This window comes from Polaribacter staleyi, assembly GCF_038024045.1.
Classification (GTDB): Bacteria; Bacteroidota; Bacteroidia; order Flavobacteriales; family Flavobacteriaceae; genus Polaribacter; species Polaribacter butkevichii.
Window position 1 is genome coordinate 993985 of sequence record NZ_CP150665.1, and the last position, 25032, is coordinate 1019016.

Below are 25032 nucleotides of genomic sequence, written 5' to 3' on the forward strand. Positions count from 1 at the left end.
ACTCACTCAAACAATTCAATGAAAAAACTACTTTACTCTTTTAGTCTTTTATTTTTTATAGCGTGTAGCTCTAGTCAAAACGCTTCTAAAGAAGATATAAACACAGATTACTCTGCTAAATATGCTGCTACAATTACAGCCGAAAATTTAAAAAAACATTTGTACATTTTTGCTTCTGATGAGTTTGAAGGAAGAAATACGGGAGAACCTGGACAAAAAAAAGCGATTAAATATTTAAAAGACTTTTACGTAAGTCAAGGAATTGCTTCTCCATTAGGAGGCGATGACTATTTTCAGGAAGTTTCTGCCGAATTTTTAAACAAAAACTCTAGACGTGGCCAATTAAAAGATTCTGAAAATGTTTTAGCCTATATTAAAGGTACAGAAAAACCAGATGAGATTGTTGTTATTTCTGCACATTTAGATCATGAAGGAATAAAAAATGGTAAAATTTATAATGGAGCTGATGATGATGGTTCTGGTTCTATGGCAATTTTAGAAATAGCAGAAGCTTTTCAAAAAGCTGCAAAAGCAGGCAAAGGTCCAAAAAGATCTGTATTATTTTTACATGTTACAGGTGAAGAAAAAGGATTACTTGGTTCTAAATACTACACAGAAAACCCTGTTTTTCCTTTAGCAAACACAGTGTGCGATTTAAATATTGATATGATTGGTAGAGTTGATAAAGCGCATACTTTAGACTCTAATTATGTGTATTTAATTGGTGCTGATAAATTAAGTACTGAGCTTCACCAAATTTCTGAAAATGTAAATACTAAATATACCAATATCAATTTAGATTATACATATAATGATGAAAATGATCCGAATCGTTTTTACTACAGATCTGATCATTATAACTTTGCAAAACACAACATACCTGTTATTTTTTACTTTAACGGAACACATGATGATTACCATAAACCCTCTGACACACCAGACAAAATTGAATATGATTTATTAGCAAAAAGAACACGCTTAGTCTTTTATACCGCTTGGGAAGTTGCCAATAGAGAATCTAGATTAATTGTTGATAAGGCACAACCAAAAAAGAAATAAAGTCAATAAACTGTACTAACAAAAAGCAAAAAACCTCACAAATTTGTGAGGTTTTCTTATATATTTAAAAAGAAGCTTTAAAGTAAATTTAACACCGTACTACTCCATTGCTTTTTTATAATTATTTAAAAGCTTTTGTACTTTTTCATTATCATAAACAATAGGATACAATTCTTTTAAAACAATATGGTAATCATAATCTATTTTTAAAGCAGTAATTAAGTGCTTGTAACCATATTTTTCTTTATTCAGAATAAAAAACAAGCCTGCCAACCTGTATTCTATTTCTGCTGTATTTCTGTGCTTTTTTTGTGCCTTTATTAGAATGCTAATTGCCTCTGTAAATTCGCCTAAAAAAGACAGAACATCTGCTAAACCAATAAAGCTTTCTAAACCATCATCATATAAACTTAAAGATTTTTTATACCCCGTTAAAGCTTCTTCATAAAAATTAAGTTTTAAATTTATTTCTGCATAACGTTTCCAATATAAAGCATTATCCTCTTCTATTTTTAATGCTTTAGAAAGATAATATGCTGCTTTTTCATAATTTTCTTCTATAAAATACAAATTAGATAATAACACCCAAGCTTTATCTAACAAAGGATCTTCATGAACCGCCTTTTTATAAAATGAAATAGCTTCTTCAAAATTTAGTAATTTTTCATAACATTCGCCTATTCTAGTATACACAAAAGCAGTTGCATCATCTAACTCTAAAGTAATTAGATAATTATCAATAGCTTCTTTATACCTCATTAACTGTTCTAAAGTTTTTGCTTTTTCTAAATATCCACCAATAAAAGATTCATCAATTAAAACAGCATAATCAAAAGAGGTTAATGCTTTTTCATAATCTTCTAAGATAAAATATTGCCTTCCTAGTTGATGCCATGCAACCTCACAATATGGGTTTATTTCTACATAGGTATTTAAATAGATAATGGCTTCTTCATGCTCCTGTTCCATATCAAAACAATACACCACATTATACAAGGCAGAATAATCTTCAAAATCTACATTTACACATTTAGAAAACGTTAATCGTGCGTTTTTAAAATCATCTAAATACAAATACTCCATGCCTAAAAGAGACCAAACATCTACCTTATCATCTGTAAAAGTAAGTGCTTTTTTAAGTAAATCTATAGCTACTTTATGATTTCCTTTTTTAGAACTAATCGTTGCTTTTTGTATAAAAACCTCATCATTATTTGGCTCTAAACGTTCTATAATTTTCAACAACATAGAGGCTTTATCTAACTCATCTTCAAAAACATAAATCTCTACTTGTAATAATTTTAAATCTACAGAAGCAGGGTGTTGTTGCAACCCTAGTTTTACTGCCTTTTTAGCAAGTGCATGTTTACCTGCATCTAAATAATGTACAATTATTTCTTCAAATTCTACCAAATCAAAAAAATAAACCGAATTGGTTTTGAGCATCGATTCAAACTTTAAGAGGGACATAACTATTGGTTTTTACATTATATTTAAAGATACTACAACTCTTATCTTCCTTTTTATTTAGGCGCATTTGTTTTCAACAATTTAATTAACATTGAAGTGTTACCATTTTAGTAGATATAAATTTTGCACATACATTTATTTACAGTAATTTTGATTTTCAATAACTATCAGGCTAAATTGATAGCTTTCTTATGAGCAAAAAAACCTTACTTAACTCAAAGGATATTGAAATAATTTTACATCGATTAGCGTGTCAGTTAATCGAAAATCATAACGATTTTTCTAATACCGTTTTAATTGGTCTACAACCAAGAGGTAGTTTTTTAGCTAAAAGATTAGCTGATTTATTAAAAACTACTTACCACGTTGAAGGCTTACAATTAGGACTTTTAGATATTACCTTTTACAGAGACGATTTTAGACGTAGAGATGCGCCTTTAGCAGCAACTGCCACTGAAATGGACTTTATTATTGAAGGTAAAAATGTAGTAATTATTGACGATGTTTTGTACTCTGGAAGAAGCGTAAGAGCTGCATTAACTGCAATGCAAGCCTACGGAAGACCAGATAATATAGAGTTATTAGTATTAATAGACAGACGTTTTAGTAGACATTTACCTATTCAGCCTAATTATAGAGGTAGACAAGTAGATGCTATTAATAAAGAAAAAGTGTTGGTAACTTGGGCAGAGACCCATAAAAAAGACGCAGTTTATATAGAATTAAAATAATTATGTCAGAATTAAGTGTAGAACATTTATTGGGAATAAAGTATCTAAAATCAACTGATATTGATCTTATTTTTAGAACTGCAGATCATTTTAAAGAGGTTATTAATAGACCTATTAAAAAAGTGCCTTCTTTAAGAGATATTACCATTGCCAACTTGTTTTTTGAAAACAGTACACGTACAAAATTAAGTTTCGAATTAGCAGAAAAAAGACTTTCTGCTGATGTTATTAACTTTTCTGCAGGGCAATCATCTGTAAAAAAAGGAGAAACTTTAATAGACACCGTAAACAATATTTTAGCGATGAAAGTAGATATTGTTGTAATGAGACACGCAAGTGTTGGTGCAGGAGTATTTTTATCTAAACACGTAGATGCTAAAATTATAAATGCTGGTGATGGTACGCATGAACACCCAACACAGGCCTTATTAGACTCTTACTCTATTAGAGAAAAATTAGGAAGTGTAAAGGGGAAAAAAATTGTTATTGTAGGTGATATTTTACATTCTAGGGTTGCCTTATCTAACATATTTGCATTGCAATTACAAGGTGCAGAGGTAAAGGTTTGTGGGCCCACAACGTTAATACCCAAATACATTTCTAGTTTAGGTGTACAGGTAGAAACCAACCTAAAAAAAGCATTAGAATGGTGCGATGTTGCCAATGTTTTACGTGTTCAGAATGAAAGAATGGATATTAAATATTTTCCATCAACTAGAGAATACACTCAGCTTTTTGGAATTAACCAAGAAATTTTAGACAACCTAGATAAAAAGATTGTAATCATGCATCCAGGGCCTATAAACCGTGGTGTAGAAATTACAAGTGATGTAGCTGATTCTAACCAATCTATTATTTTAAATCAAGTAGAAAACGGAGTTGCGGTTAGAATGGCGGTTATTTATTTATTAGCGCAACAAGTTAAAAGATAAGTGATGCAAATAGACCAAAAAGAAACTTACACAATTATTAGTTGTGAAGAAAACACTTTCTCTGAATTTTACGATTCTTTCTTAATCGAAGAGAAAAAACGTCAAAAAGAAAACATTATTGTACAAATTTCTAATGATTGTAAGGCTTCTATCAAAGAATTTTTACTATTTTTGAGAATAGCAGAACAAAAAAAGGAAAATGGCACATCATTTGTAATAGTTAACTCTAATGTAAATATAGACGATTTTCCTGACAGATTAAACATTACTCCTACTTTGCAAGAAGCAATAGATGTATTAGAAATGGAAGCTATGGAAAGAGAGTTAGGATTTTAAACAAGAAACAAATGATAAAAAAATTACTTTTAATTTTATTTTTAAGTAGTATGACTTTAGGTTTTTCTCAAGAAAAATCTATTGATGGTTTATCTGCTGCTCCAAATCCATTTACAAATTCTACAAAGGTTAGTTTTTTATCAACTACAAACTCAACAATCTATTTTACGGTTAAAAATGTATTAGGAAAAACCGTATATAGAAAAAGCATCCTAATAAAACCAGGCAAAAACACCATTCCTTTTTACAAGAATGATTTACCTACAGGGATGTACATTTATAGTATTCAAGATAAAAAGAAAACTATTTCTAAAAGACTTGTTATTAGATGAGTATAGCACTAACTATTTTAGGATGTCATTCTGCAACACCAAGATTAAACGCTTTTCCTACTTCTCAATATTTAGAAATTAACAATCGCCATTTTTTAATTGATTGTGGCGAAGGCACACAGCGTCAAATGAGAAAATATAAAGTTGGTTTTTCTAAGATTAATCATATTTTTATATCTCACTTACATGGAGATCATTTTTATGGCTTAGTTGGATTGTTAGCTACTTTTGGAATCTTAAACAGAGAGAAAGAGCTTCATATTTATGGACCAAAAGGCATTAAAGAAGTTACTTTATTGCAATTAAAAATATCTCAGTCTCACGCAAAATATACAATGATTTTTCATGAATTGACTTCTAAAAAAAGTGAACTCATATTTGAAGATGATAAAGTTTCTGTTCGTACCATTCCTTTAACACATAGAGTATACACAAACGGATATTTATTTACAGAAAAAGAAAAATCAAGAAAATTAAACATGCTAAATATTAGCGGATATCCAGAAATTGATAAAGCTGATTATTTAAATATTAAAGCTGGTAGAGATGTTGTTTTACCTTCTGGAGAAGTTGTGCCAAATGCAGCATTAACTTTAAACCCTCCAAAACCTTTAAGTTTTGCTTTTTGTAGCGATACAAGTTACAAACCAGATATTGTACCTATTATTAAAAATGTAGATTTATTATACCATGAAGCTACTTTTTTACAAGATAGAGAAGATTTAGCAAAAAAAACAAGACATTCTACAACAAAACAAGCCGCTGAAATTGCAAAACAAGCAAACGTAAAAGAATTAATTATTGGTCATTATTCTGGCAGATATAAAGATATTTCTTTATTTAAAAAAGAAGCGAATGAGGTTTTTGAAAATACAAACTTAGCGGAACCAGGAAAAGTATTTAATGTTTAATTAATCTAATTTTATTTGAAAACATTCAATATTAATTCAATTTATAACGAAATCTTCGATACTTACCCTAAAGTAGAAATTAAAGAACACATTAAAAAATTAATTGAACTAGATTTTTACTACCCTTATAACACCACTTTTTTTTGTATTACCAATACCGTTTATCAAAGTTTTGAATACATCAGTAAAAACTTTACAGCGTGTACAGGCATTTCTAATAATGAGTTAGAAAAAGGTGGAATGGATTATTTTTGGTCTTTATTTCACCCAGATGACATTAAACCTTGGCTAACTTGTTTGCAAAGTTTAATGACTTTTACAATGAATGACCTTACAGATGAAAAGCGATCTAGAATGAGTTATACCTGGAACTACAGAATAAAAAACTCGAAAGGAAATTATATAACAATTATTCAGAACACCACACCTCTACAATTTGACAAAGACCAAAAACCAATTATTGGCTTAGCTCATTACACGGTTTTAGAAGGTAACTTAAATATGGATATTTGTGCTTGTGCAAAATACTTAAATGGCAAAAACGAGTATGAAACCCTATTTTATAAAAATGTTTCTAGTGAAAATTTATTAAATGTAATTAGTCATAGAGAAAGAGATATTATTCGTCTATTACTAACCCATAAAACAAGTAATAAAATAGCTAGCGACTTAAATATTAGCAAACATACCGTAGACACTCATAGAAGAAATATTTTAAAAAAATTAGATCTAAACTCAACTTATGAGCTAGTTAACTATTTTAAAAACAATCTAAGCCTACTATAAACCTACTCAATATGAGTATTGTAAGAAACTTATTTATAAATTAATTTAGCCTGATTAAGTAAATTGGATTGGTTATTTCTGATAAACAAAAAAAGTTTTATTAGTTACTACAATATTTTGAAAAAGGGGAAGTAAGTTACACCAATTCAGTTTACTTTTTAATATTGATTTGTACTTAACATTACTAACGTGCATGCAATTTCAGACTCAATATTATTATCTTTTAAAAGTTTTACAAACTCCATATTTTCAGTTCCCGGATTAAAAATCACCCTTCTTGGTTTTAACCCAATAATGTAGCTATAATATTCTTCTTGTCTTTTAGGATTTAGATACAAAGTAACCGTATCTATAGATTTATACTCTTTTTTTTCATCATCAATTACAACACCTAAAACGGTACCTTTTCTAATTCCTATAGCTGCAACTTCTATATTTTTATCTACCAGTCTTTTAATAGCAATATTAGAATATTTATTAGGGTTTGTAGAGGCTCCTAAAACAAGTGTTACGTTTTTCATTTAGATAATAATTTAATTATATCACTAATATAAACAATTAAAAATTCAGTTCAAAGTCTATTAAAATATTACTTTAATAAAAAGAAAAAAACCATATTTTCTAGATTATAAAGGTTAAGATGAAACTCCTTTAATTCTGAGTAACACTTTAACAAAATCTGAGAGATTTATAGATTTTATTTTGAGATATTGAAAAAGAATAAATACCCCATAAAGGTTAATCAAAAAAAAGGGATTGTAAGTCTGAGCTTGTAGAAAACTTTTTTATTTGCTCCCAAACAAGCTCAGTTAAATAGTTAGGCTAAATTTACCATCTAATAATAACACTACCCCAAGTAAAACCACTACCAAAAGCAGCTAAAACAACTAAATCGTTATCTTTTATTTTACCTTCTTCCCAAGCTTCTGTTAAGGCTATAATTACAGAAGCAGCAGTTGTGTTTCCATATTTTTGAATATTATTAAAAACCTTGTCATCTGGCAATCTAAACTTTCGTTGTACAAATTGAGAAATACGCAAATTCGCTTGATGCGGAATTAACATATCAATATCTTCCTTCTCTAATTTATTTGCAGTTAAACCTTCTACAATTGCTTCAGAAAAACGAGTAATTGCATGTTTAAACACAAATTGACCATTCATATAAGGATAATATGAAACATCATCAGGATTGTTTGCTTCTAAAATTTCTGGTACCCAATGTTTGGTTGATGGCCCTTCTAAGATCAATTCTTTAGCGTGTTTTCCCTCTGAATGTAAATGAGTTGATAAAATACCTTTGCCTGCTTCTTCACTTCTAGAAAGTACTGAGGCTCCTGCCCCATCACCAAAAATTACCGAAACATTTCTTCCTCTTGTAGATTTATCTAATCCTCCAGAATGATATTCTGCCCCAATTACTAAAATGTTTTTATACATACCTGTTTTTATAAATTGATCTGCAACAGACATTGCATAAATAAAACCAGAACATTGGTTACGTACATCTAAAGCCCCAATTGTAGGCATCTCTAGTAGATCTTGCACCTGAACTCCTCCTCCAGGAAAATACATATCTGGACTTAATGTAGCAAAAACAATAAAATCAATATCATCTTTAGTTAAACCAGCTCTTTCTATAGCAATTTTAGATGCTTTTGCCCCCATAACTGCTGTAGTATCATCAGATTTAGGGTCAATCCAACGTCTTTCTTTTATTCCTGTTCTTTCTTGAATCCATTCATCTGAAGTCTCCATGAATTCTTTTAAATCGTTATTTGTAACAATATTTTCTGGAACATAATATCCAAGTCCGGTTATTTTTGAATTATACATAATTTTATATTGATTTTTTGATAATTTGCAACTTATAGTACATAAAAATACTAATTTATAAAAATAATTAAGATACTTGCCATATAAAATAATAATTCTGTCATCTTGTCATAAAATTCTCTTTGGTATTTTTTTTGACTATTAGAATTACAAATAATATTTTAAACAAAACAAATATAAAATGGCAAAAGGAAATATTAATGTATCGGTAGAAAACATCTTTCCACTGATTAAAAAATTCTTGTATTCTGATCACGAAATATTTTTACGTGAATTAATTTCTAACGGAACAGATGCAACTTCTAAATTAAAACACTTAATTGCTATCGGTGAAGCAAAAACAGAGCTAGGTGATGCTAAAATTGAAGTAAGCATTGATAAAGAGGCCAAAACAATTACCATTAAAGATCAAGGTTTAGGAATGACTGCAGATGAGGTTGAAAAATACATCAACCAAATTGCATTTTCTGGAGCTGAAGAGTTTTTAGATAAATATAAAGACAACGAAGCAGGAATTATTGGTCATTTTGGATTAGGTTTTTACTCTGCTTTTATGGTTGCAGAAAAAGTAGAATTAATTACAAAGTCTTTTAAAGACGAACCTGCTGCACATTGGACTTGTGATGGTTCTCCAGAATTTACGTTAGTAGAAAGCGATAAAAAAGATAGAGGTACAGAAATTATTTTACACGTTGCAGAAGACTCTTTAGACTTCTTAGAAGAAAGTAAAATTGAAGGTTTATTAAATAAATACAATCGTTTTAACCAAGTACCAATTAAATTTGGAACAAAAGAAATTAACGATCCTGAGTTTACACCTGCAACTACAAAAGATGCAGATGGTAAAGAAACTACAGAGCCTCATAAACAAATTACTGTAGATAAAATTATTAACAATACAGAACCTGCTTGGACAAAAGCCCCTGCAGATTTAAGTGATGAAGATTACGAAAATTTCTACAGAGAATTGTATCCAATGCAATTTGAAGAGTCTTTATTTCATATTCATTTAAATGTTGATTATCCTTTTAACTTAACGGGTATTTTATTTTTCCCTAAGTTATCTCCATCAATGGATGTACAAAAGGATAAAATTCAATTATACCAAAATCAAGTTTTTGTAACGGATAATGTAGAAGGTATTGTACCTGATTTCTTACAAATGTTAAAAGGTGTTATCGATTCTCCAGATATTCCTTTAAACGTTTCTCGTTCTGGTTTACAAGCAGACGGAGCTGTAAAGAAAATTTCTGGTTACATTACTAAAAAAGTTGGTGATAAATTAGCTTCTCTTTTCAAAAAAGACAGAGCAGATTTTGAAACAAAATGGAACGATATTAAAGTAATTATTGAATACGGAATGTTGTCTGAAGATAAATTCTTTGACAAAGCTAAGAAATTTGCATTGTATCCAACAGTTGCAGATGCTTTCTTTACTTTTGATGAATTCCTTGAAAAAACAAAAGATACTCAGACTGATAAAGACGGAAATCACATTATTTTATATACCTCTAACAAAGAAGCTCAACACAGTTATATACAAGAAGCTACAGCAAAAGGATATGAAGTATTGTTGTTAGACTCTCCTATTATTTCGCATTTAATGCAAAAATTAGAAGGATCTGGAGAGAAAATAAAATTCTCTAGAGTAGATGCTGATCATGTTGATAATTTAATTAAGAAAGACGAAAACATCATTTCTAAATTATCTGACGAAGAAATAGCTACCTTAAAACCAATTATAGAAGGTGCAGTAAATTCTAAAACATATACGGTACAATTAGAAGCAATGGATTCTAACTCTTCTCCGTTTATGATTACAGTACCAGAATTTATGCGTAGAATGAAAGAAATGCAAGCTTCTGGTGGTGGCGGAATGATGGGAATGGGTAATTTCCCAGACATGTACAATTTAGTTGTAAACACAAACAGCCCATTTGTTTCTGAAATCTTAAATAATAAAGATGAGGCTGCTCAAAAAGGTTTGATTTCGCAAGCATTTGATTTGGCTAAATTATCTCAAAACCTTTTACATGGTGAAGAGCTAACAAACTTTATTAAACGTTCTTACCAATTGATTAAATAGTAAAAACGTAATTATAAATGAGGAACGAATGAAATAATCTGTTTCTTTAAATTTACAGATTGCTTCGTACCTCGCAATGACTTATAATACCATAACCTCTCTGTGTATTCAGAGAGGTTTTTTTATTTGCCTTTTTTATCAGAATAAACAGCATCTAACCTCTTTTCTATTAAACTTAAATATTATATTTTTCTCTTTTGATAATTTTAATGTTTTGTACTTTTGGGCTAAGAATTAAATCTCACAATGAAACTAACACATACAAACAGCTTACCAGAAATAGGTGTAAGCCATAACACAGATATTAAGAAAAAGGTTTTTATAGAAAAAGGAAATGTTCCTCAATTAATGATGTTTGGTTCTGCTACTTTTAAACCAGGACAAGCTGTAGAAACACATAAGCACGACACCATGTATGAGGTTTTTTACATACAATCTGGTAAAGCAGAATTTATTGTAAATAATAAAAAAATGATATTAATCTCTGGTGATTGCATCACTATCGAACAAGGAGAGTTTCATTCTATGAGCAATCCATTTTCTAAAAATGTTACTTGGGTTTATTTTGGAATTGCAACAGATAATTAATACAAAACACTAAGATTTGTTTGTACTTTTTGATTTTAAAGATAAAAACGAGTAAATTCGTTATATCTATCTTTATAAAGATTATAAACTGCTTTTAAATTACTGAAATGAAAAAATACATACTACTTTTAATACTAGGTCTTTTAATAACAAGTTGCAAAGAAGATAAAGAAGTAAGCTCTATGAATGTAAAGAATTGGACCAAAAGATATGCGAATATCAATCCAAAAGATTCTTTAGAATACGGAAAATCTTACCTTTCTATTTACTCTCAAATTTATAGTGTTTCAGAACACAAAACACATAGTTTAACAGCTATGGTTAGTTTAAGAAATACAAGTGATACAGATACTATCTATCTATTAAAAGCAAACTACTATGATACACATGGTAAGTCGGTTCGTACGTATTTTAAAAAGCCTATTTATTTAGCGCCATTAGAAACTACAGAAATTATAATAGACGAAATTGATACTGAAGGCGGTACAGGCTCTAATTTTATTTTTGAATGGAAAACACCAAAAGGCTGTCCGGAACCTTTATTTGAAGGCATTATGAATTCTACAAAAGGACAACAAGGTTTGTCTTTTTCTACACAATCTAAAAGAATTAAATAGTAGTAATTAAAAATCACAACTTTGGTAAACTAACTCAAAACGATATTTTACCTTTAAAACAAACCGCATTACTCATTCTTACTTTTAAACTCCTACTCTATTCAATAGTTTTGATATGTAATTATTAAAAAACATATCATGAAAACGCAATTTGATTTATCAATAAAAACACCTTGTTTAGAAAAATTTGACAATTTTACAAAAACCAACAACGGAGGCTTTTGTAATTCTTGTAACAAAGAAGTTATCGATTTTACAAAAATGACTTCGCAACAAATTATTGAATATTTTAAGAAACCAAAAAACGGTACTTGCGGTGTTTTTAATAAAATGCAATTAACTTCTTATCAAGAAAAAACGCTTCCTAAAAATAGATGGCAATTTAGAGCGCTTGCTGGGTTAGGTTTGTCAATTATTTCTTTGTTTCCTATAAATGAAATGAAAGCACAAGAACAAAAAAACAAAACAGAAATTCATAAAGATACACTAATCAATAAAGTTGTTTCTAAAGAGAAGCAAGAAGCACAAATTGTAAAAGGAATTATTAGTGATGCAGACGGTGTTTTACCTGGGGCTAGTATTGTCTTAAAAGGAACTACAATTGGTACTGCAACCAATTTTGATGGCGAATTTACATTTCCGAAACCTTTGCAAAAAGGAGATGTTTTAACTATAAGCTACTTAGGTTACAAAACGGAAAACGTAGTTATTAAAGAAAATAAATTAGATATAAAACTAAATTATAACTTAGAGTTAAAACTAGACACGTGCATCATAATGGGTAAAGTTGCCACTAAAGAAGTCTTTAAAACCAAACGTTCTTTGTGGAAAAGGTTAACTTCTAAAAATTAAATATGAAAAAAATTATTTTTTTTCTTTTTCTGATGATTGCATGTTATTCTAATGCCCAAAAGGAAGATTTTAAATACATCAACTTTACAAAGGCTGACAGTATTGCGCATAGTTATAAAGCTAAAAGCATACATAGTTTACCCATACTTTCTTTTCTTTTAACTTCTAATTTAGATACTGATGTAGAAAAATTTAGAGCCATTTATAGTTGGGTGTCTAAAAACATTAAAGGTGACCATGCTGCTGTTTCTAAAAACACAAGAAAAAGGAAAAGATTTAAAAATGATAGAACAAAACTTACTCAATGGAACAATTCTTTTAACAAAGTGCTCTTTAAAAAACTATTAAAAAATAAAAAAACGGTTTGCACAGGTTATGCTTATTTAATTAGAGAATTATGTACGCTAGCTAATATAGAATCTAAAATTATTGATGGTTATGGAAGAAGCGCAACAGCAAATATTGGTAAATTATCAATTCCAAATCATTCTTGGAATGCTGTAAAACTAAACGACAAATGGTATTTAGTAGATGCTACTTGGTCTGCTGGTTATACTGATCTAAGTACAAATACCTTTATTTTTGATTATAATGATGGTTATTTTTTAACAGAACCTCAATTATTTATTAAAACTCATTTTCCTTTAGATAAAAAATGGAGTCTTCTACAAAACGAAGTAATATCAACTGAAAAATTTGTACAAGCACCGTTAATTTACGGTGCAACTTTTAAACATCAAATAACCCCCGTTTTTCCAAAAAAGATGAGAAACAAAGTTTCTAAACATAAAGAAATCACCTTTCATCTTCGGATTAAAGAAAATATCGATTTAACTAAAATTGAGATACAAATTGATAAAAGGATACCTAAAATAAAACCAACCTCTATATTTAGAAAAAAGAATCTCCTTTTTATCAAACATCAATTTAAGATAAAAGGATTTTATGATGTTCATTTTCTATATAAAAATAAAGTAATAACTACTTATACCTTTAATGTAAACAGCTAAATACCTATTTCTTTAAGACGGAATTATATCAACTAAAAAATAAACAGTAAATTTATCTTTTTAAAGATAATTATATGAAGTGGAAAGGAAATAGAAAAAGTGCTAATGTAGAAGATCGAAGAGGCGCATCTTCCGGAGGAAGTTCTGGTGGAGGTTTAAATCCTATGTTAATAGGTCTTTTACTAAAATTGGTCACTTCTAAAAAGGGGCTAATTATTGTGGGTATCGTATTAGCAGTTATGTATTTTACAGGTAACAATCCTTTAAACTTTATAACAGGCAATACCAACAACCAAATACAGTCTTCTGCTACTTATAAAGGAACTGCAAAAGAAAATGAATTGGCAGACTTTAGTGCTACTATTTTAGCGAATACAGAAGATGTCTGGAATCAAATAATTCCTAATTATAGAGAACCTACTTTAGTTCTTTTTTCTGGTTCTGTAAGTTCTGCCTGTGGAAACGCATCGAGTGCAACAGGGCCTTTTTACTGTCCTGGTGATGAAAAACTATACATAGATTTAAGTTTTTTTGAAGAAATGGAGAAAAAACTAAATGCCCCAGGAGATTTTGCACAAGCTTACGTAATTGCACATGAAGTTGGGCATCATATTCAGAATATTACAGGAATGAACAGAAAAGTACAAGCCATGCGTGGTAAAGTAAGTACTACAGAATACAACAAGTACTCTGTAATGTTAGAATTACAAGCAGATTTTTATGCAGGTGTTTGGGCAAACCATTCTCAAAGAATTAGTAAAATGATGGAAAACGGCGATTTAGAAGAAGCTTTAAACGCTGCAAATGCCATTGGAGATGACCGTTTGCAAAAAAATGCTACAGGACGAGTTGTACCAGATTCTTTTACCCACGGAACCTCCGCACAAAGAATGCGTTGGTTTAAAAAAGGTTTTGATACTGGTGATGTAAATCAAGGAGATACTTTTAACGCAAGATCTTTGTAAAAACAGCCTAAATTTATATAAAACAAAAAAAGCTTCAGATTTCTCTGAAGCTTTTTATTCATTAAAACTAAATGATTATTTTTTAACCATTGTCATTGTAATCTTAGACTTTAATTCTTGTCCGCTTACAGACATATTCATGTCTATTAAAGAGTTTTTTGGAATACCAGATGCTTTATCAATATTCATGTTTCCAGAAATTTTTCCTGTAGCCATTCCAGAAACATCCCCTGTAATATCTAATACAATTTTATCACTATCAATAGACTTAACTGTATATAAGAAATCCATTTTCATTCCCTTTTCTTCCTTAGTCATTGTCCAAGTACTACCTACGCTTATTGCTTCTTTTGGGTAAACAACATTACTAGATTGTTTGGCCATATCTTCTACACCAGGTACACTTGGTGCTACTTTTACCTCTAAAATTTGACCTAAATTATTTCCTTTAGCAGAAATTACAGCACCTAACATTGGCCCCATTTGTGCTTTCATCATTTTACCTGTCTCATCTAATTCTTCATCACTTTTAGAAGAATCGAAGCTCATTACTTGGCCACCTTGTAACATGTCCATGGTCATTTTAGTAAATTTCATTTCACTATCGTAAGTATCATCTTTTACATCGATAACTTTAATGTCCATATTCATAACCATCCCCATAGACATCACCGCACCCATTTCTTGAGAGATATTCATAGCAACATCATAAGTAGCTCCTTTTTCATAATTTAATCTAAGCAATACAGCGTCTTGCGCAAAACTTAAGTTTGCTGTAACTACTAGAAATAAGATTAACAATTTTTTCATTTTTTTTTACTTTTAAATTTGTTATTATTTATAGTTAACGAATATAATCTTTTGTAACAAAAAAACGCTCACAAAATGTGAACGTTTTTAGTATAATTATATTTTTAAAACTAGAAATCTTGATTTACATCCCAAGCTTCTAAAATATCTTTTAACGTTTTAATAAACATACCACCTAAAGCGCCATTTACAACTCTGTGATCGTAAGAATGAGACACAAACATTTTTTGTCTAATACCTATAAAATCTCCATCTGGTGTTTCTATAACTGCAGGTACTTTTCTGATAGCTCCTAAAGCTAAAATAGCTACTTGTGGTTGGTTTATAATTGGCGTTCCCATAATAGAACCAAAGCCACCTACATTTGTAACAGTATAAGTACCTCCCTGAATTTCATCGGGTTTTAGAGCATTATTTCTGGCTCTAGAAGCTAAATCATTTACAGATTTTGTAATACCTACCAAATTTAATTGATCTGCATTTTTAATTACAGGTACAATTAAGTTGCCATCTGGTAATGCAGCTGCCATTCCTAAATTAATATTTTTCTTTTTAATGATTGTATCTCCATCAACAGCAATATTAATTAATGGATATTTTCTAATGGTACTAGCAATGGCTTGCATAAATATTGGTGTAAATGTAAGCTTCTCTCCTTCTCTTCTAAAGAAAGCATCTTTTACTTTATTACGCCATTTTACAATATTTGTTACATCTATTTCTATAAATGATTGTACATGCGCAGAAGTCTGTACAGAATCTACCATATGTTTAGCAATCAATTTACCCATTCTGCTCATTTCTATAATTTCGTCTCCTCCATTCACAGAAATTGGTGCAGCTTTAGCTACTGATTTTTCTACTTGCTTTACAGTTTCTTTTTTTACAGAAGCTACAATAGGTGTTTCTTTATTTGCTGTACCTCTACTTTCAATATAAGAAAGAATATCTTCTTTAGTTACTCTACCGTCTTTTCCAGAACCTGCAATTGCTTCTAACTCTTGCATAGAAACGTTTTCTGTCTGTGCAATATTTCTAACTAAAGGCGAATAAAACTTACCCGAGTCTGAAGTTTTAGTAATTGGTACTGAAACACTTTCAACAACTTTTTCTATTGTTTTTTCAAGTTCTTCTACTTCTGATTTTTTTACATCATCATCAGCTACCACTTTATTATCATCAGATTCTTCACCATCAACCTCTATAATTGCAATTGTTTCACCTACAGCAACAACATCATCTTTCTCAAATAAAACTTCTATTAAAGTACCTTCTACTTCAGAAGGTATTTCAGAGTCTACTTTATCTGTAGCTATTTCCACCACAACCTCATCTAATTCAATGGTATCTCCAACTTCTTTTAACCAAGAAGTTATCGTTGCTTCTGCAACACTTTCTCCCATTTTAGGTAATTTCAATTCAAATCTTGCCATTATTATCTGTTTTTACAGAATGCAAAAGTACGAAAATTCGTTGATTTTTTAACTTTTTTAACTCTTAAAATAATATTAAAGAATAAATTCATTTTATATTATTCATAATATTATTATTTAAAAACACTATTTTAATAAATAAAACACAATAAAAAACCAATTTCAATATCATTTACACAAAACAAACTATATCAGAAGTAATTCTTTTTTTTAAACTAAAATATGTAACCTCTTTAAGGAGATACCTTTAAATTTTATTTATATTTGATTTTAGATTAAAAAAAATTGAACAATACACTAAGAAATTTAAATTTTATATTCTCTTGGCGACCTTATCAAGCAAAAGTTCTAAAAAACTTTGATAAGTTTATAGACGATAATCATTTTCATATTATTGCTCCGCCAGGTTCTGGAAAAACTATTTTAGGTCTCGAATTAATTAGAAGAGTTCAAAAAAAAACACTTATTTTAACACCTACTTTAACTGTAAGAAATCAATGGGAAAATAGGTTACAAACTTTTTTTACAAAAAACACTTCTTTTACTGATTTTTCTTTTGATATAAAAAACCCAAACACACTTACTTTCTCTACCTATCAATCTTTACATTCTTTATATAAATCTTTTAAGGACGAAGCTGATTATTTTCAATTTTTTGAAGATCATAATATTGAAGTTTTAGTTTTGGATGAGGCACATCACCTAAAAAAAGAATGGTGGAATTGTTTATACCAGCTAAAAAAACAATATAATAAAACTGTAATTTCTTTAACAGCAACACCTCCTTACGACAGCACAAATGCTGAAATTAAAAAGTATTTTAGTTTATGCGGAGAGGTAGATGACGAAATTGTTGTACCAGATTTGGTGAAAGAAAAAAACCTTTGTCCGCACCAAGACCTTGTTTATTTGTCTGAACCTTTAGATCATGAAATAAATTTTATTGTTGATTATCGTTTTAAAATAGCCAATTTTGTTGATGAATTATTAATAGATACCGATTTTATCAATTTTCTAAAACAACATCGTTATTATACAGAAACAGAAAAATATATTGATGAAATTTATCAAAACATAGAATTCTTTTCATCTCTATTAATATTTCTCAATCAAACTTCAACTTATATTACACAAGAAAAACTAAGCGTTTTAGGTTTTGAAAAGAATGAAACCATTGAGTTTCCTAAACTTAATAATAATTGGATAGAAATTTTATTACAAAATTTAGTAGTTACAGACAGAAAAAACCTTATTAAAAAGGAAAACTACCTACTAGAATTAGAGAAAAAATTAAGAAAAATTTCTGCTTACAGACAGCTTAAAGTTAACCTTAAAGGAAACAAAACACTTTATAAGTCTTTAACCTCTAGCCCAAGCAAGCTAAATAGTATCTGCAAAATTGTACAACACGAACAAGAAGATTTAAAAGACAGTTTGCGTTGTGTAATTTTATCTGATTATATTAGAAAAGAATATTTAAACACAAACGACTCCGAAATTGAAACAATAAATAAATTAGGAATTCTTCCTATATTTCACAAATTAAGAAAAAGTGTTCGCTGTAAAAACACCATTGCAGTTTTAACTGGCTCTTTAGTTATTATACATCAAAGTATTTTTTCTAAATTACAAGAAAAAGAACCTTTAAATACGTATACCGCAACTCCATTATCTTCAGATAAAGAGTTTTTAATTATCAACACCAATGGTTCTAAAAATAAGAATGTAAATAGCATTACAGAGCTATTTGAATCTGGAGATATCAAAATTTTAATTGGTACAAAATCGTTATTAGGAGAAGGTTGGGATGCTCCCTCCATTAATTCATTAATTTTAGCTTCTGTTGTGGGATCTTTTGTTACTTCTAATCAAATGCGCGGTAGAGCAATTAGAACTCAACAAAATAACCCAAATAAAGTGGGGGTTATTTGGCATTTGGCTTGTGTAGATTTATCTGATAAACGTGGCGGAAAAGACTTAGAAATTTTATCGAGAAGATTTACCGCATTTCTAGGAATTACGTATTCCGAAAAAATAATTATTACCAACGGAGTAGACCGTTTACAAATTCCTACTCAATTAAATTCTGATAGCATCAAAACGTACAATCAACAGAATTTTGAAAGATCAAAAAACAGGAATCAAATAAAAGATAATTGGAAAAAAGCAGTTTCTATTGGTAAAAACATGACGCAAGAAGTTCTTTTTTTAAATCAAGAAAAAGAACACCCCATTACTAAGAAAAAAGTTTTTTACAAAGACTTGGTAAAAAATTTATCGGTAGAAATAATTATTGGTATTTCTTATTTTTTACCTAATTTTCTTCTAAAGAACTTAAACATAATCTTAAATAAGGGTATGTTAGTTTTCTTCTATTCTTTATTAAGTGCGTTTGCACTTACATTTGGATATAAACTAGTTAAAATCGTTCAATTATATATTCGTTATGGTTTTATTTATAAGAAAATAAACAAAATGGGGTTAATTATTTTAGACTCTTTAGTTACTCTAAAATTAATAACAACAGATAAAAATAAAATACATATTTCTACAGAAAAATTAAGCAACGGAAATATTTCTTGCAATATAGAGGGTGCTAATAAACTAGAAAGCCAATTGTTTACAACTGCTTTAGAAGAGTTATTAAAACCTATTGAAAACTCTAAATATGTAATTGTAAAAACAAATTGGTATCGAAAAAAATTAAACATTTCTAACTTTTTTGCAATGCCAGAAATTTTTTCTACCAATAAAAAAACAGCTTTATTATTTCAGAAAAACTGGTTGTATCATTTAGGAAAATCAAAATTAATTTACACTAGAAATAAAATAGGGAGACGCCTATTAATAAAAGCAAGACTTTCTCATATTTATAATCGAGATAAACAAATAACCAAAAAAAATGTCATTTGGAAATAATAAAGTAGTTATACTATTTTGTAATTGTCTATGCTTTCTTTTAAAACTCACAATAAACGATTATCAAAATGAATAAAAAAGAGCTCCATAAACAAAAAAAAGCAGCTTATTACAAGCTACTTTTTGTTTTTAATGGGGGAATATCGTTTTGGGGGATAAATAAATTTGGGGGATTAATTTTCATTTAAAAAACTTACTCAAATATAAATATTTAAGCTATTATATTTATTAAAAATCAAGTAATAAAAAGTAACAATCATATAAATAAAAGTAACAACAAGTAACATTAAAAACATAAAACACTAGCAATTAATTAATTAAAAATAAAAAACCAAAATTCTGGCATTAAACAAAAAAAAGACAAACCGCTAACTATACCCCTAAATTTTGAATAAACACTTCTAATTTTTGATTTTTAGGTATATTCATTTTCTTTCTTATCCGATAACGGGTAACTTTTATAGCATCTGAGCTTGAGTTCCTAATTGATGCAATTTCCTTAACCGATAGATTTAACCTTAGTAAAGCACAAACCTCTCTTTCGGTTTTAGTCAACTCTGAATAAACCGTAAGTAACATATTATCAAAACCATCATTAACAGAATCTATTTTTTTCTTTAGTAATGTTAGTTTACTTTCCGTTGTAATTTGTTGTTGAATTTTAAAAGATAAATCTTTAATATAGTTTTTTACTTCAACAGAATTATATGATTTTCTTTGCTGTTTAAGTTGCGTTAAAAGTTGTTTTAAAAACTCTAATCGCATTGAGTTATCTGCTACTAAATTTTTTACTTCTATTTCAGATCTTTTAAACTTTTGCAATAAAACTTCTTTTTTTATTTTTTCTTTTTCTAAGTTCCCTTCTATTATTTTGTTTTTATTAACTGAATTTCTATAAACTAAAATAACAATAGGAATACTTAATAATAAAAAAGAAGCAATTACAATCAAGTATAACCTCTTATCAAAAGCTTGCTTTTGGTTTATTATTTGTAAATTTTTCTTTTCTAATTTAAGCTTGTTTTGCAGTTCAGCCTCTTCAATTGTATTTGATAATTGAGATTGAAAAATAGAATCTGAATAGATTTTATGTTTTTCTAAATATATATAAGAATTCTTATAATCTTTAAGTACATAATTCAATTTTGCTAGTGAACTATATGATTTTGATAATCGTAGTTTAAAATTGTTTTCTTTAGCTACTATAATAGCAGAATCTAGGTACTTTAAAGCTGTTGTATATTCTCTCAACTTGCTATGAGCAGCTGCTATGTTATGATAATTGACTGTTATAAGTAGTTTATTATTTTCTTTTTTAGCATACTCTAAAACCAAACTTCTAATATCTATTACTTTTTTATATTTACCTTGTTTGTAATATGTATTTGATACATTATTGTAAACATTATAAATTCGATCGTCTTTATTATTTTTTTTAAAAACCTCAAGTGCTTTATTATAGTAGTAAATAGATGAATCCAACTTTTTAAGCCTGGTGTAGTAATTCCCTAAATGTAAATAACCTTTTCCCATTAATTCTTCTTCACTCCCCTTACTGAGTTCTAACCCTCTATTATAAAACTCAAGCTCTTTCTCTTTTTGATCTTTATAGCGATATACATAACCTATATCAAAATGGATAGAAGCAAAACGTACAGAATCATTTGTCTTTTTAAAGATATCTTTTGCTTTATTAAAGTACCTAAGAGAGGTACTTAAATTCCCTTTATTTTTCTCAATAAACCCTAATTTAAGCAAAGCTTTGCCCTCCATAGTATTATTCTTACCCTTTGATAATTGCAAGGCTTCGTTAAAAAAATATTCAGATTTAGGAATATCTTTTGAATAAAAGAATTCTCCACATTCAAATAAAAACTGATCTTTATTTTCATCCGCTTTTATTGATTTAAAAATTTCTTTTTTTGAAAGAAAAATAGAATCTAAATTCTGGGAATTGGTTTTTAAAACAGAAAGAAACAAAAAGAGAACTATAAACTTGTAATACATTTTTTAGATCATTAATATTTTAAGATTTATAAAAACAGTATAAATTATCTATATTTTATAAAAACGAAAACAAAATATAATAAATTATTTTAACAAATATTTGTTAGAACTAATGTTTCTTTAAAATAAAAAAGGCAAAACAATTCGTTTTACCCTTAAAATTTCTATAAAACCCAATCTTTAGGTTTTTCTAAGATAGCTAGCAATCTAGCTTCTTCTGTATTTTCTTCTGGTTGATGATTGTATTTCCATTGCACAATTGGCGGCAAACTCATTAAGATACTTTCTATTCTTCCGTTGGTTTTTAAACCAAAAAGAGTGCCTCTATCATGCACTAAATTAAATTCTACATAACGACCTCTTCTTATTTCTTGCCAATCTTTTTGCGCTCTGGTAAATGCTATTTCTTTTCTTTTTTCTACAATTGGCACATAACTTTCTAAGAAACTATTACCAACTTCGGTTACAAAGTTAAATCTATCTTCTATAGAAAATACTCCTGTTTCTTTTAAATAATCGAAAAACAAACCACCAATTCCACGTGCTTCATTTCTGTGTGCATTCCAAAAATACTCGTCACAAACTTTTTTAAACTTCGGATAAAATTCTGAATGATGCTTATCACAAGCTGTTTTACATGTTTGATGAAAATGAGTTGCATCTTCATCAAATAAATAATACGGAGTTAAATCTTGTCCGCCACCAAACCATTGTGTTACAATATTACCATCATTGTCATACATCTCAAAATAACGCCAATTTGCATGTACCGTTGGTATAAAAGGATTTATTGGATGCAATACTAAACTTAAACCACAAGCAAAGAAATTACCTTCTTTAACCTTAAACTGCTTTCTTAATGCTTCTGGTAATTCGCCAAAAACTTTAGAAATATTTACACCACCTTTTTCAAAAACGCCTCCATTTTCAATTACACGAGTTCTGCCTCCTCCGCCTTCTTTTCTTTCCCAAATATCTTCTTGAAATTTTGCAACTCCATCTACTTCTTCTAATTTAGAAGTAATTGTATTTTGAAGATTTTCTATGTATTTATAAAATTGCTCTTTCATTTTCTTTATTTAATAAGGCTACTGTTTTTACAGATGCTGCGGTTACCGATAATGGTAAAACAATAATAAACCCTAAAACAGGAATTAATAAACACAGCATAAAAATAATGCCATTTCCTATAGAAACGCCTTTATTTTTACCTACAAAATTGATGCTTTCTTTATAGTTTAAATGTCTCTCTAAAGTATAATCCATATTACCAAAACCAGCATAATAAGCTTGTACCAAAAATAAAACGACAGTAAAAACTAACCCAATAATAGGTATAAAACTTAGCAATAACAATGGTATTGTAAATAATATTTCTTTTGATAAGTTTCTTAAACTGATTCTAACACCTCTAATTAATTGCTCCTGGAAGGTAGTTTTTCTATGGTTATGCTTAAAACTTCCATTAAGATGAGTTTCTATTTTTTCTGAAACAGGGCTCATAAATGGTGCGGATAGCGCCATTACAATATGTTTATATAATAGAAAACCAATAACTAAAACAAAAACAGCACCTATAAAAGAAGCAATGGTTGTTACTGTTTCTTTACCCCAATCCCAAATCCATATTTTGGCTAAAAAATCACCTATATTATCTGATAATCCATAAGCAGTAAAACCAATAATTGTTGCGGTTACAAGGCTAATTACAATTGGAACAATAAAATATTTCCAAAGTTTTAATTTAGAAATTAAACCAAAAGAACCTACATAAGCTTGTATTCCTGAAAGTATATTTTTAATCATTAGCGTTGGTTTGCGTTAGCGATTGAAATGACATCCTTTTTGCTTTTTATGCAAAAAGATATAATGGAAAGCGCGACTTTATGCTGATTTTTCTCAGTATAAAGTAACGCCCAAAATTGTTACTTAAATCATTGTTTTATTACAATACGAAGCACTTTCAAAGTCTCCAACATTCATAGAAATAACGGGTACTTTTGGAAACAAGGTAGTTAAAGTAGCTACAATTGCATAAGAAAGATCTGATTTTTGTTCTTCTGTTCTTCCTTCCATTATATTTCCAAAAACATGAATAAAATCTGCCGATTCACTTTGTACCAAAGAATGTTTAAACGGATTTAAGCGTACTTTAATATCATCTCTTTCAAATAAACCCGTAGAAAAAGCCGTTTCAAAAACGGCTTCTAAAATTTTTCTTGGTTCTCGTAATTCTAAAATGTTTTCTGAACAATCTAAAATAAAATGCGGCATTCTTAATTTGCTTTATATTCTTTTACAGCATCGATAAATGCTTTTGCGTTTTCTAACGGAATGTTTGGTAAAATACCATGGCCTAGATTTACAACTAATCTGTCTTTACCAAATTCATTAATCATTTGGTGTACCATTTTTTTGATTACCCCTGGTGGAGAGAACAATCTTGTTGGATCGAAATTACCTTGTAAGGTAATTTTTCCGCCAGATAAATAACGGGCGTTTCTTGCAGAACACGTCCAATCTACACCTAATGCAGAAGCGCCAGATTTAGACATTTCGTCTAAAGCAAACCAACATCCTTTACCAAATGCAATAACAGGAGTTTCGTCTTTTAAAGCATCGATAATTTGTTGCATATATTGCCAAGAAAATTCTTGATAATCTACTGGAGATAACATTCCTCCCCAAGAATCAAAAACTTGAACAGCATCTACACCTGCTGCAACTTTAGCTTTTAAATACGCAATGGTTGTATCTGTAATTTTTTGCAATAAACTATGTGCAACTACAGGGTTTGTAAAACATAATTCTTTTGCTTTGTCAAAGTTTTTAGAACCTTGCCCTTGTACACAATAACATAAAATTGTCCAAGGTGAACCTGCAAAACCAATTAACGGCACCTCATCATTCAATTTTTCTTTAGTCGCTTTAATTGCTTCCATTACGTAACCTAAAGTTTGGTGAACATCAGGAATAATTACGCTATCTAAATCTTTTTGAGTACGAATAGGATTTGGTAAATAAGGTCCAAAATTGGGTTTCATTTCCACTTCAATATTCATTGCTTGTGGAATGACCAAAATATCTGAAAACAGAATGGCAGCATCCATACCAAATCTACGAATTGGTTGTACTGTAATTTCTGATGCTAATTCTGGAGTTTGACAACGTGTAAAGAAATCGTACTTTTTTTTGATTTCTTGAAATTCTGGTAAATATCTTCCTGCTTGACGCATCATCCAAACTGGTGGACGGTCTACAGTTTCTCCTTTTAAGGCTCTTAAAAATAAATCGTTTTTTATCATGATTTTAAACGCAAAGGCGCTATGTTTTTTCGCAGAGTTCGCAAAGG

At 29.2% G+C, this 25032-nt stretch carries 24 protein-coding genes; 14 read left to right on the forward strand and 10 right to left on the reverse strand.

Features of this window, described 5'->3' with window-relative positions; genetic code table 11:
* The first annotated feature begins 18 nt into the window (after positions 1 to 18).
* A complete protein-coding gene (locus tag WHD07_RS04205) occupies positions 19 to 1059 on the forward strand; it encodes a M28 family metallopeptidase (RefSeq protein WP_105049081.1) in 1041 nt (346 codons plus the stop codon).
* Between the two features lie 99 nt (positions 1060 to 1158).
* Here WHD07_RS04205 and WHD07_RS04210 read toward each other — a convergent pair whose 3' ends face one another.
* Complete coding sequence (locus WHD07_RS04210; RefSeq protein WP_343330189.1) at positions 1159 to 2529, reverse strand: tetratricopeptide repeat protein; 1371 nt, start codon at positions 2527 to 2529, stop codon at positions 1159 to 1161.
* 191 nt (positions 2530 to 2720) lie between these two features.
* On the opposite strand from WHD07_RS04210, the gene pyrR reads away from it, so the two are divergent.
* From pyrR to WHD07_RS04240, 6 genes are read left to right on the forward strand one after another with little or no spacing between them, the layout of a single operon-like run.
* Positions 2721 to 3260 carry a bifunctional pyr operon transcriptional regulator/uracil phosphoribosyltransferase PyrR gene (pyrR, locus tag WHD07_RS04215; protein WP_105049083.1) on the forward strand — a complete coding sequence of 180 codons (540 nt, stop codon included), beginning with the start codon at positions 2721 to 2723 and terminating at the stop codon, positions 3258 to 3260.
* Positions 3261 to 3262: 2 nt separating this feature from the next.
* Positions 3263 to 4192: an aspartate carbamoyltransferase catalytic subunit gene (locus WHD07_RS04220; RefSeq protein WP_105049084.1), complete on the forward strand. Its 930-nt coding sequence runs from the start codon at positions 3263 to 3265 to the stop codon at positions 4190 to 4192.
* A gap of 3 nt (positions 4193 to 4195) precedes the next feature.
* A complete protein-coding gene (locus WHD07_RS04225) occupies positions 4196 to 4528 on the forward strand; it encodes a DUF1829 domain-containing protein (protein WP_343330190.1) in 333 nt (110 codons plus the stop codon).
* A gap of 11 nt (positions 4529 to 4539) precedes the next feature.
* Complete coding sequence (locus WHD07_RS04230; RefSeq protein WP_105049086.1) at positions 4540 to 4860, forward strand: T9SS type A sorting domain-containing protein; 321 nt, start codon at positions 4540 to 4542, stop codon at positions 4858 to 4860.
* Positions 4857 to 5771, forward strand: a complete 915-nt coding sequence (locus WHD07_RS04235; RefSeq protein WP_343330191.1) for a ribonuclease Z — start codon at positions 4857 to 4859, stop codon at positions 5769 to 5771. Before WHD07_RS04230 ends, WHD07_RS04235 begins: the two co-directional genes overlap by 4 nt.
* Before the next feature lie 15 nt (positions 5772 to 5786).
* Complete coding sequence (locus tag WHD07_RS04240; RefSeq protein WP_343330192.1) at positions 5787 to 6557, forward strand: helix-turn-helix transcriptional regulator; 771 nt, start codon at positions 5787 to 5789, stop codon at positions 6555 to 6557.
* A 158-nt stretch (positions 6558 to 6715) separates the two neighbouring features.
* Here WHD07_RS04240 and WHD07_RS04245 read toward each other — a convergent pair whose 3' ends face one another.
* Positions 6716 to 7078, reverse strand: coding sequence for a CoA-binding protein (locus tag WHD07_RS04245; RefSeq protein ID WP_343330193.1), 363 nt, complete (start codon positions 7076 to 7078; stop codon positions 6716 to 6718).
* Between the two features lie 307 nt (positions 7079 to 7385).
* Complete coding sequence (locus WHD07_RS04250) at positions 7386 to 8393, reverse strand: beta-ketoacyl-ACP synthase III (protein ID WP_343330194.1); 1008 nt, start codon at positions 8391 to 8393, stop codon at positions 7386 to 7388.
* Positions 8394 to 8574: 181 nt separating this feature from the next.
* Between WHD07_RS04250 and htpG the strand changes: the two genes are divergently transcribed.
* The 6 genes from htpG to ypfJ all read left to right on the forward strand — a co-directional run bounded on the left by htpG (position 8575) and on the right by ypfJ (position 14511).
* Entirely contained in the window at positions 8575 to 10479 is a 1905-nt protein-coding gene (gene htpG / locus WHD07_RS04255; protein WP_343330195.1) for a molecular chaperone HtpG, read from the forward strand.
* A gap of 246 nt (positions 10480 to 10725) precedes the next feature.
* On the forward strand, positions 10726 to 11067 hold the full coding sequence (locus tag WHD07_RS04260) for a cupin domain-containing protein (RefSeq protein ID WP_343330196.1): 342 nt from the start codon (positions 10726 to 10728) through the stop codon (positions 11065 to 11067).
* Between the two features lie 107 nt (positions 11068 to 11174).
* Positions 11175 to 11684, forward strand: a complete 510-nt coding sequence (locus WHD07_RS04265; RefSeq protein ID WP_105049092.1) for a DUF3124 domain-containing protein — start codon at positions 11175 to 11177, stop codon at positions 11682 to 11684.
* Between the two features lie 138 nt (positions 11685 to 11822).
* Positions 11823 to 12536: a carboxypeptidase-like regulatory domain-containing protein gene (locus tag WHD07_RS04270; RefSeq protein ID WP_343330197.1), complete on the forward strand. Its 714-nt coding sequence runs from the start codon at positions 11823 to 11825 to the stop codon at positions 12534 to 12536.
* A 2-nt stretch (positions 12537 to 12538) separates the two neighbouring features.
* On the forward strand, positions 12539 to 13546 hold the full coding sequence (locus WHD07_RS04275) for a transglutaminase domain-containing protein (RefSeq protein WP_343330198.1): 1008 nt from the start codon (positions 12539 to 12541) through the stop codon (positions 13544 to 13546).
* 74 nt (positions 13547 to 13620) lie between these two features.
* Positions 13621 to 14511, forward strand: coding sequence for a KPN_02809 family neutral zinc metallopeptidase (gene ypfJ / locus WHD07_RS04280; RefSeq protein ID WP_343330199.1), 891 nt, complete (start codon positions 13621 to 13623; stop codon positions 14509 to 14511).
* 75 nt (positions 14512 to 14586) lie between these two features.
* Here the strand turns inward: ypfJ and WHD07_RS04285 are convergent, their stop codons facing one another.
* Positions 14587 to 15321 (reverse strand): DUF6263 family protein, encoded by a 735-nt coding sequence (locus tag WHD07_RS04285; RefSeq protein WP_343330200.1) that lies wholly within the window; start codon positions 15319 to 15321, stop codon positions 14587 to 14589.
* Between the two features lie 110 nt (positions 15322 to 15431).
* A complete protein-coding gene (locus WHD07_RS04290) occupies positions 15432 to 16754 on the reverse strand; it encodes a dihydrolipoamide acetyltransferase family protein (protein WP_343330201.1) in 1323 nt (440 codons plus the stop codon).
* Positions 16755 to 17039: 285 nt separating this feature from the next.
* On the opposite strand from WHD07_RS04290, the gene WHD07_RS04295 reads away from it, so the two are divergent.
* Positions 17040 to 19673 (forward strand): DEAD/DEAH box helicase family protein, encoded by a 2634-nt coding sequence (locus WHD07_RS04295; RefSeq protein ID WP_343330202.1) that lies wholly within the window; start codon positions 17040 to 17042, stop codon positions 19671 to 19673.
* Positions 19674 to 20045: 372 nt separating this feature from the next.
* Here WHD07_RS04295 and WHD07_RS04300 read toward each other — a convergent pair whose 3' ends face one another.
* The 5 genes from WHD07_RS04300 to hemE all read right to left on the reverse strand — a co-directional run bounded on the left by WHD07_RS04300 (position 20046) and on the right by hemE (position 24985).
* The gene (locus WHD07_RS04300) at positions 20046 to 21680 is read right to left on the reverse strand and encodes a tetratricopeptide repeat protein (protein ID WP_343330203.1); all 1635 of its coding nucleotides are present in this window, start codon (positions 21678 to 21680) and stop codon (positions 20046 to 20048) included.
* A gap of 164 nt (positions 21681 to 21844) precedes the next feature.
* The gene (gene hemF / locus WHD07_RS04305; RefSeq protein WP_343330204.1) at positions 21845 to 22750 is read right to left on the reverse strand and encodes an oxygen-dependent coproporphyrinogen oxidase; all 906 of its coding nucleotides are present in this window, start codon (positions 22748 to 22750) and stop codon (positions 21845 to 21847) included.
* Complete coding sequence (locus tag WHD07_RS04310) at positions 22731 to 23486, reverse strand: EI24 domain-containing protein (RefSeq protein WP_343330205.1); 756 nt, start codon at positions 23484 to 23486, stop codon at positions 22731 to 22733. The genes hemF and WHD07_RS04310 overlap by 20 nt, the downstream gene beginning before the upstream one ends.
* Before the next feature lie 123 nt (positions 23487 to 23609).
* Positions 23610 to 23954, reverse strand: coding sequence for a 5-carboxymethyl-2-hydroxymuconate Delta-isomerase (locus WHD07_RS04315; RefSeq protein ID WP_343330206.1), 345 nt, complete (start codon positions 23952 to 23954; stop codon positions 23610 to 23612).
* Positions 23955 to 23956: 2 nt separating this feature from the next.
* Entirely contained in the window at positions 23957 to 24985 is a 1029-nt protein-coding gene (hemE, locus tag WHD07_RS04320) for a uroporphyrinogen decarboxylase (RefSeq protein ID WP_343330207.1), read from the reverse strand.
* Positions 24986 to 25032 lie beyond the last annotated feature (47 nt).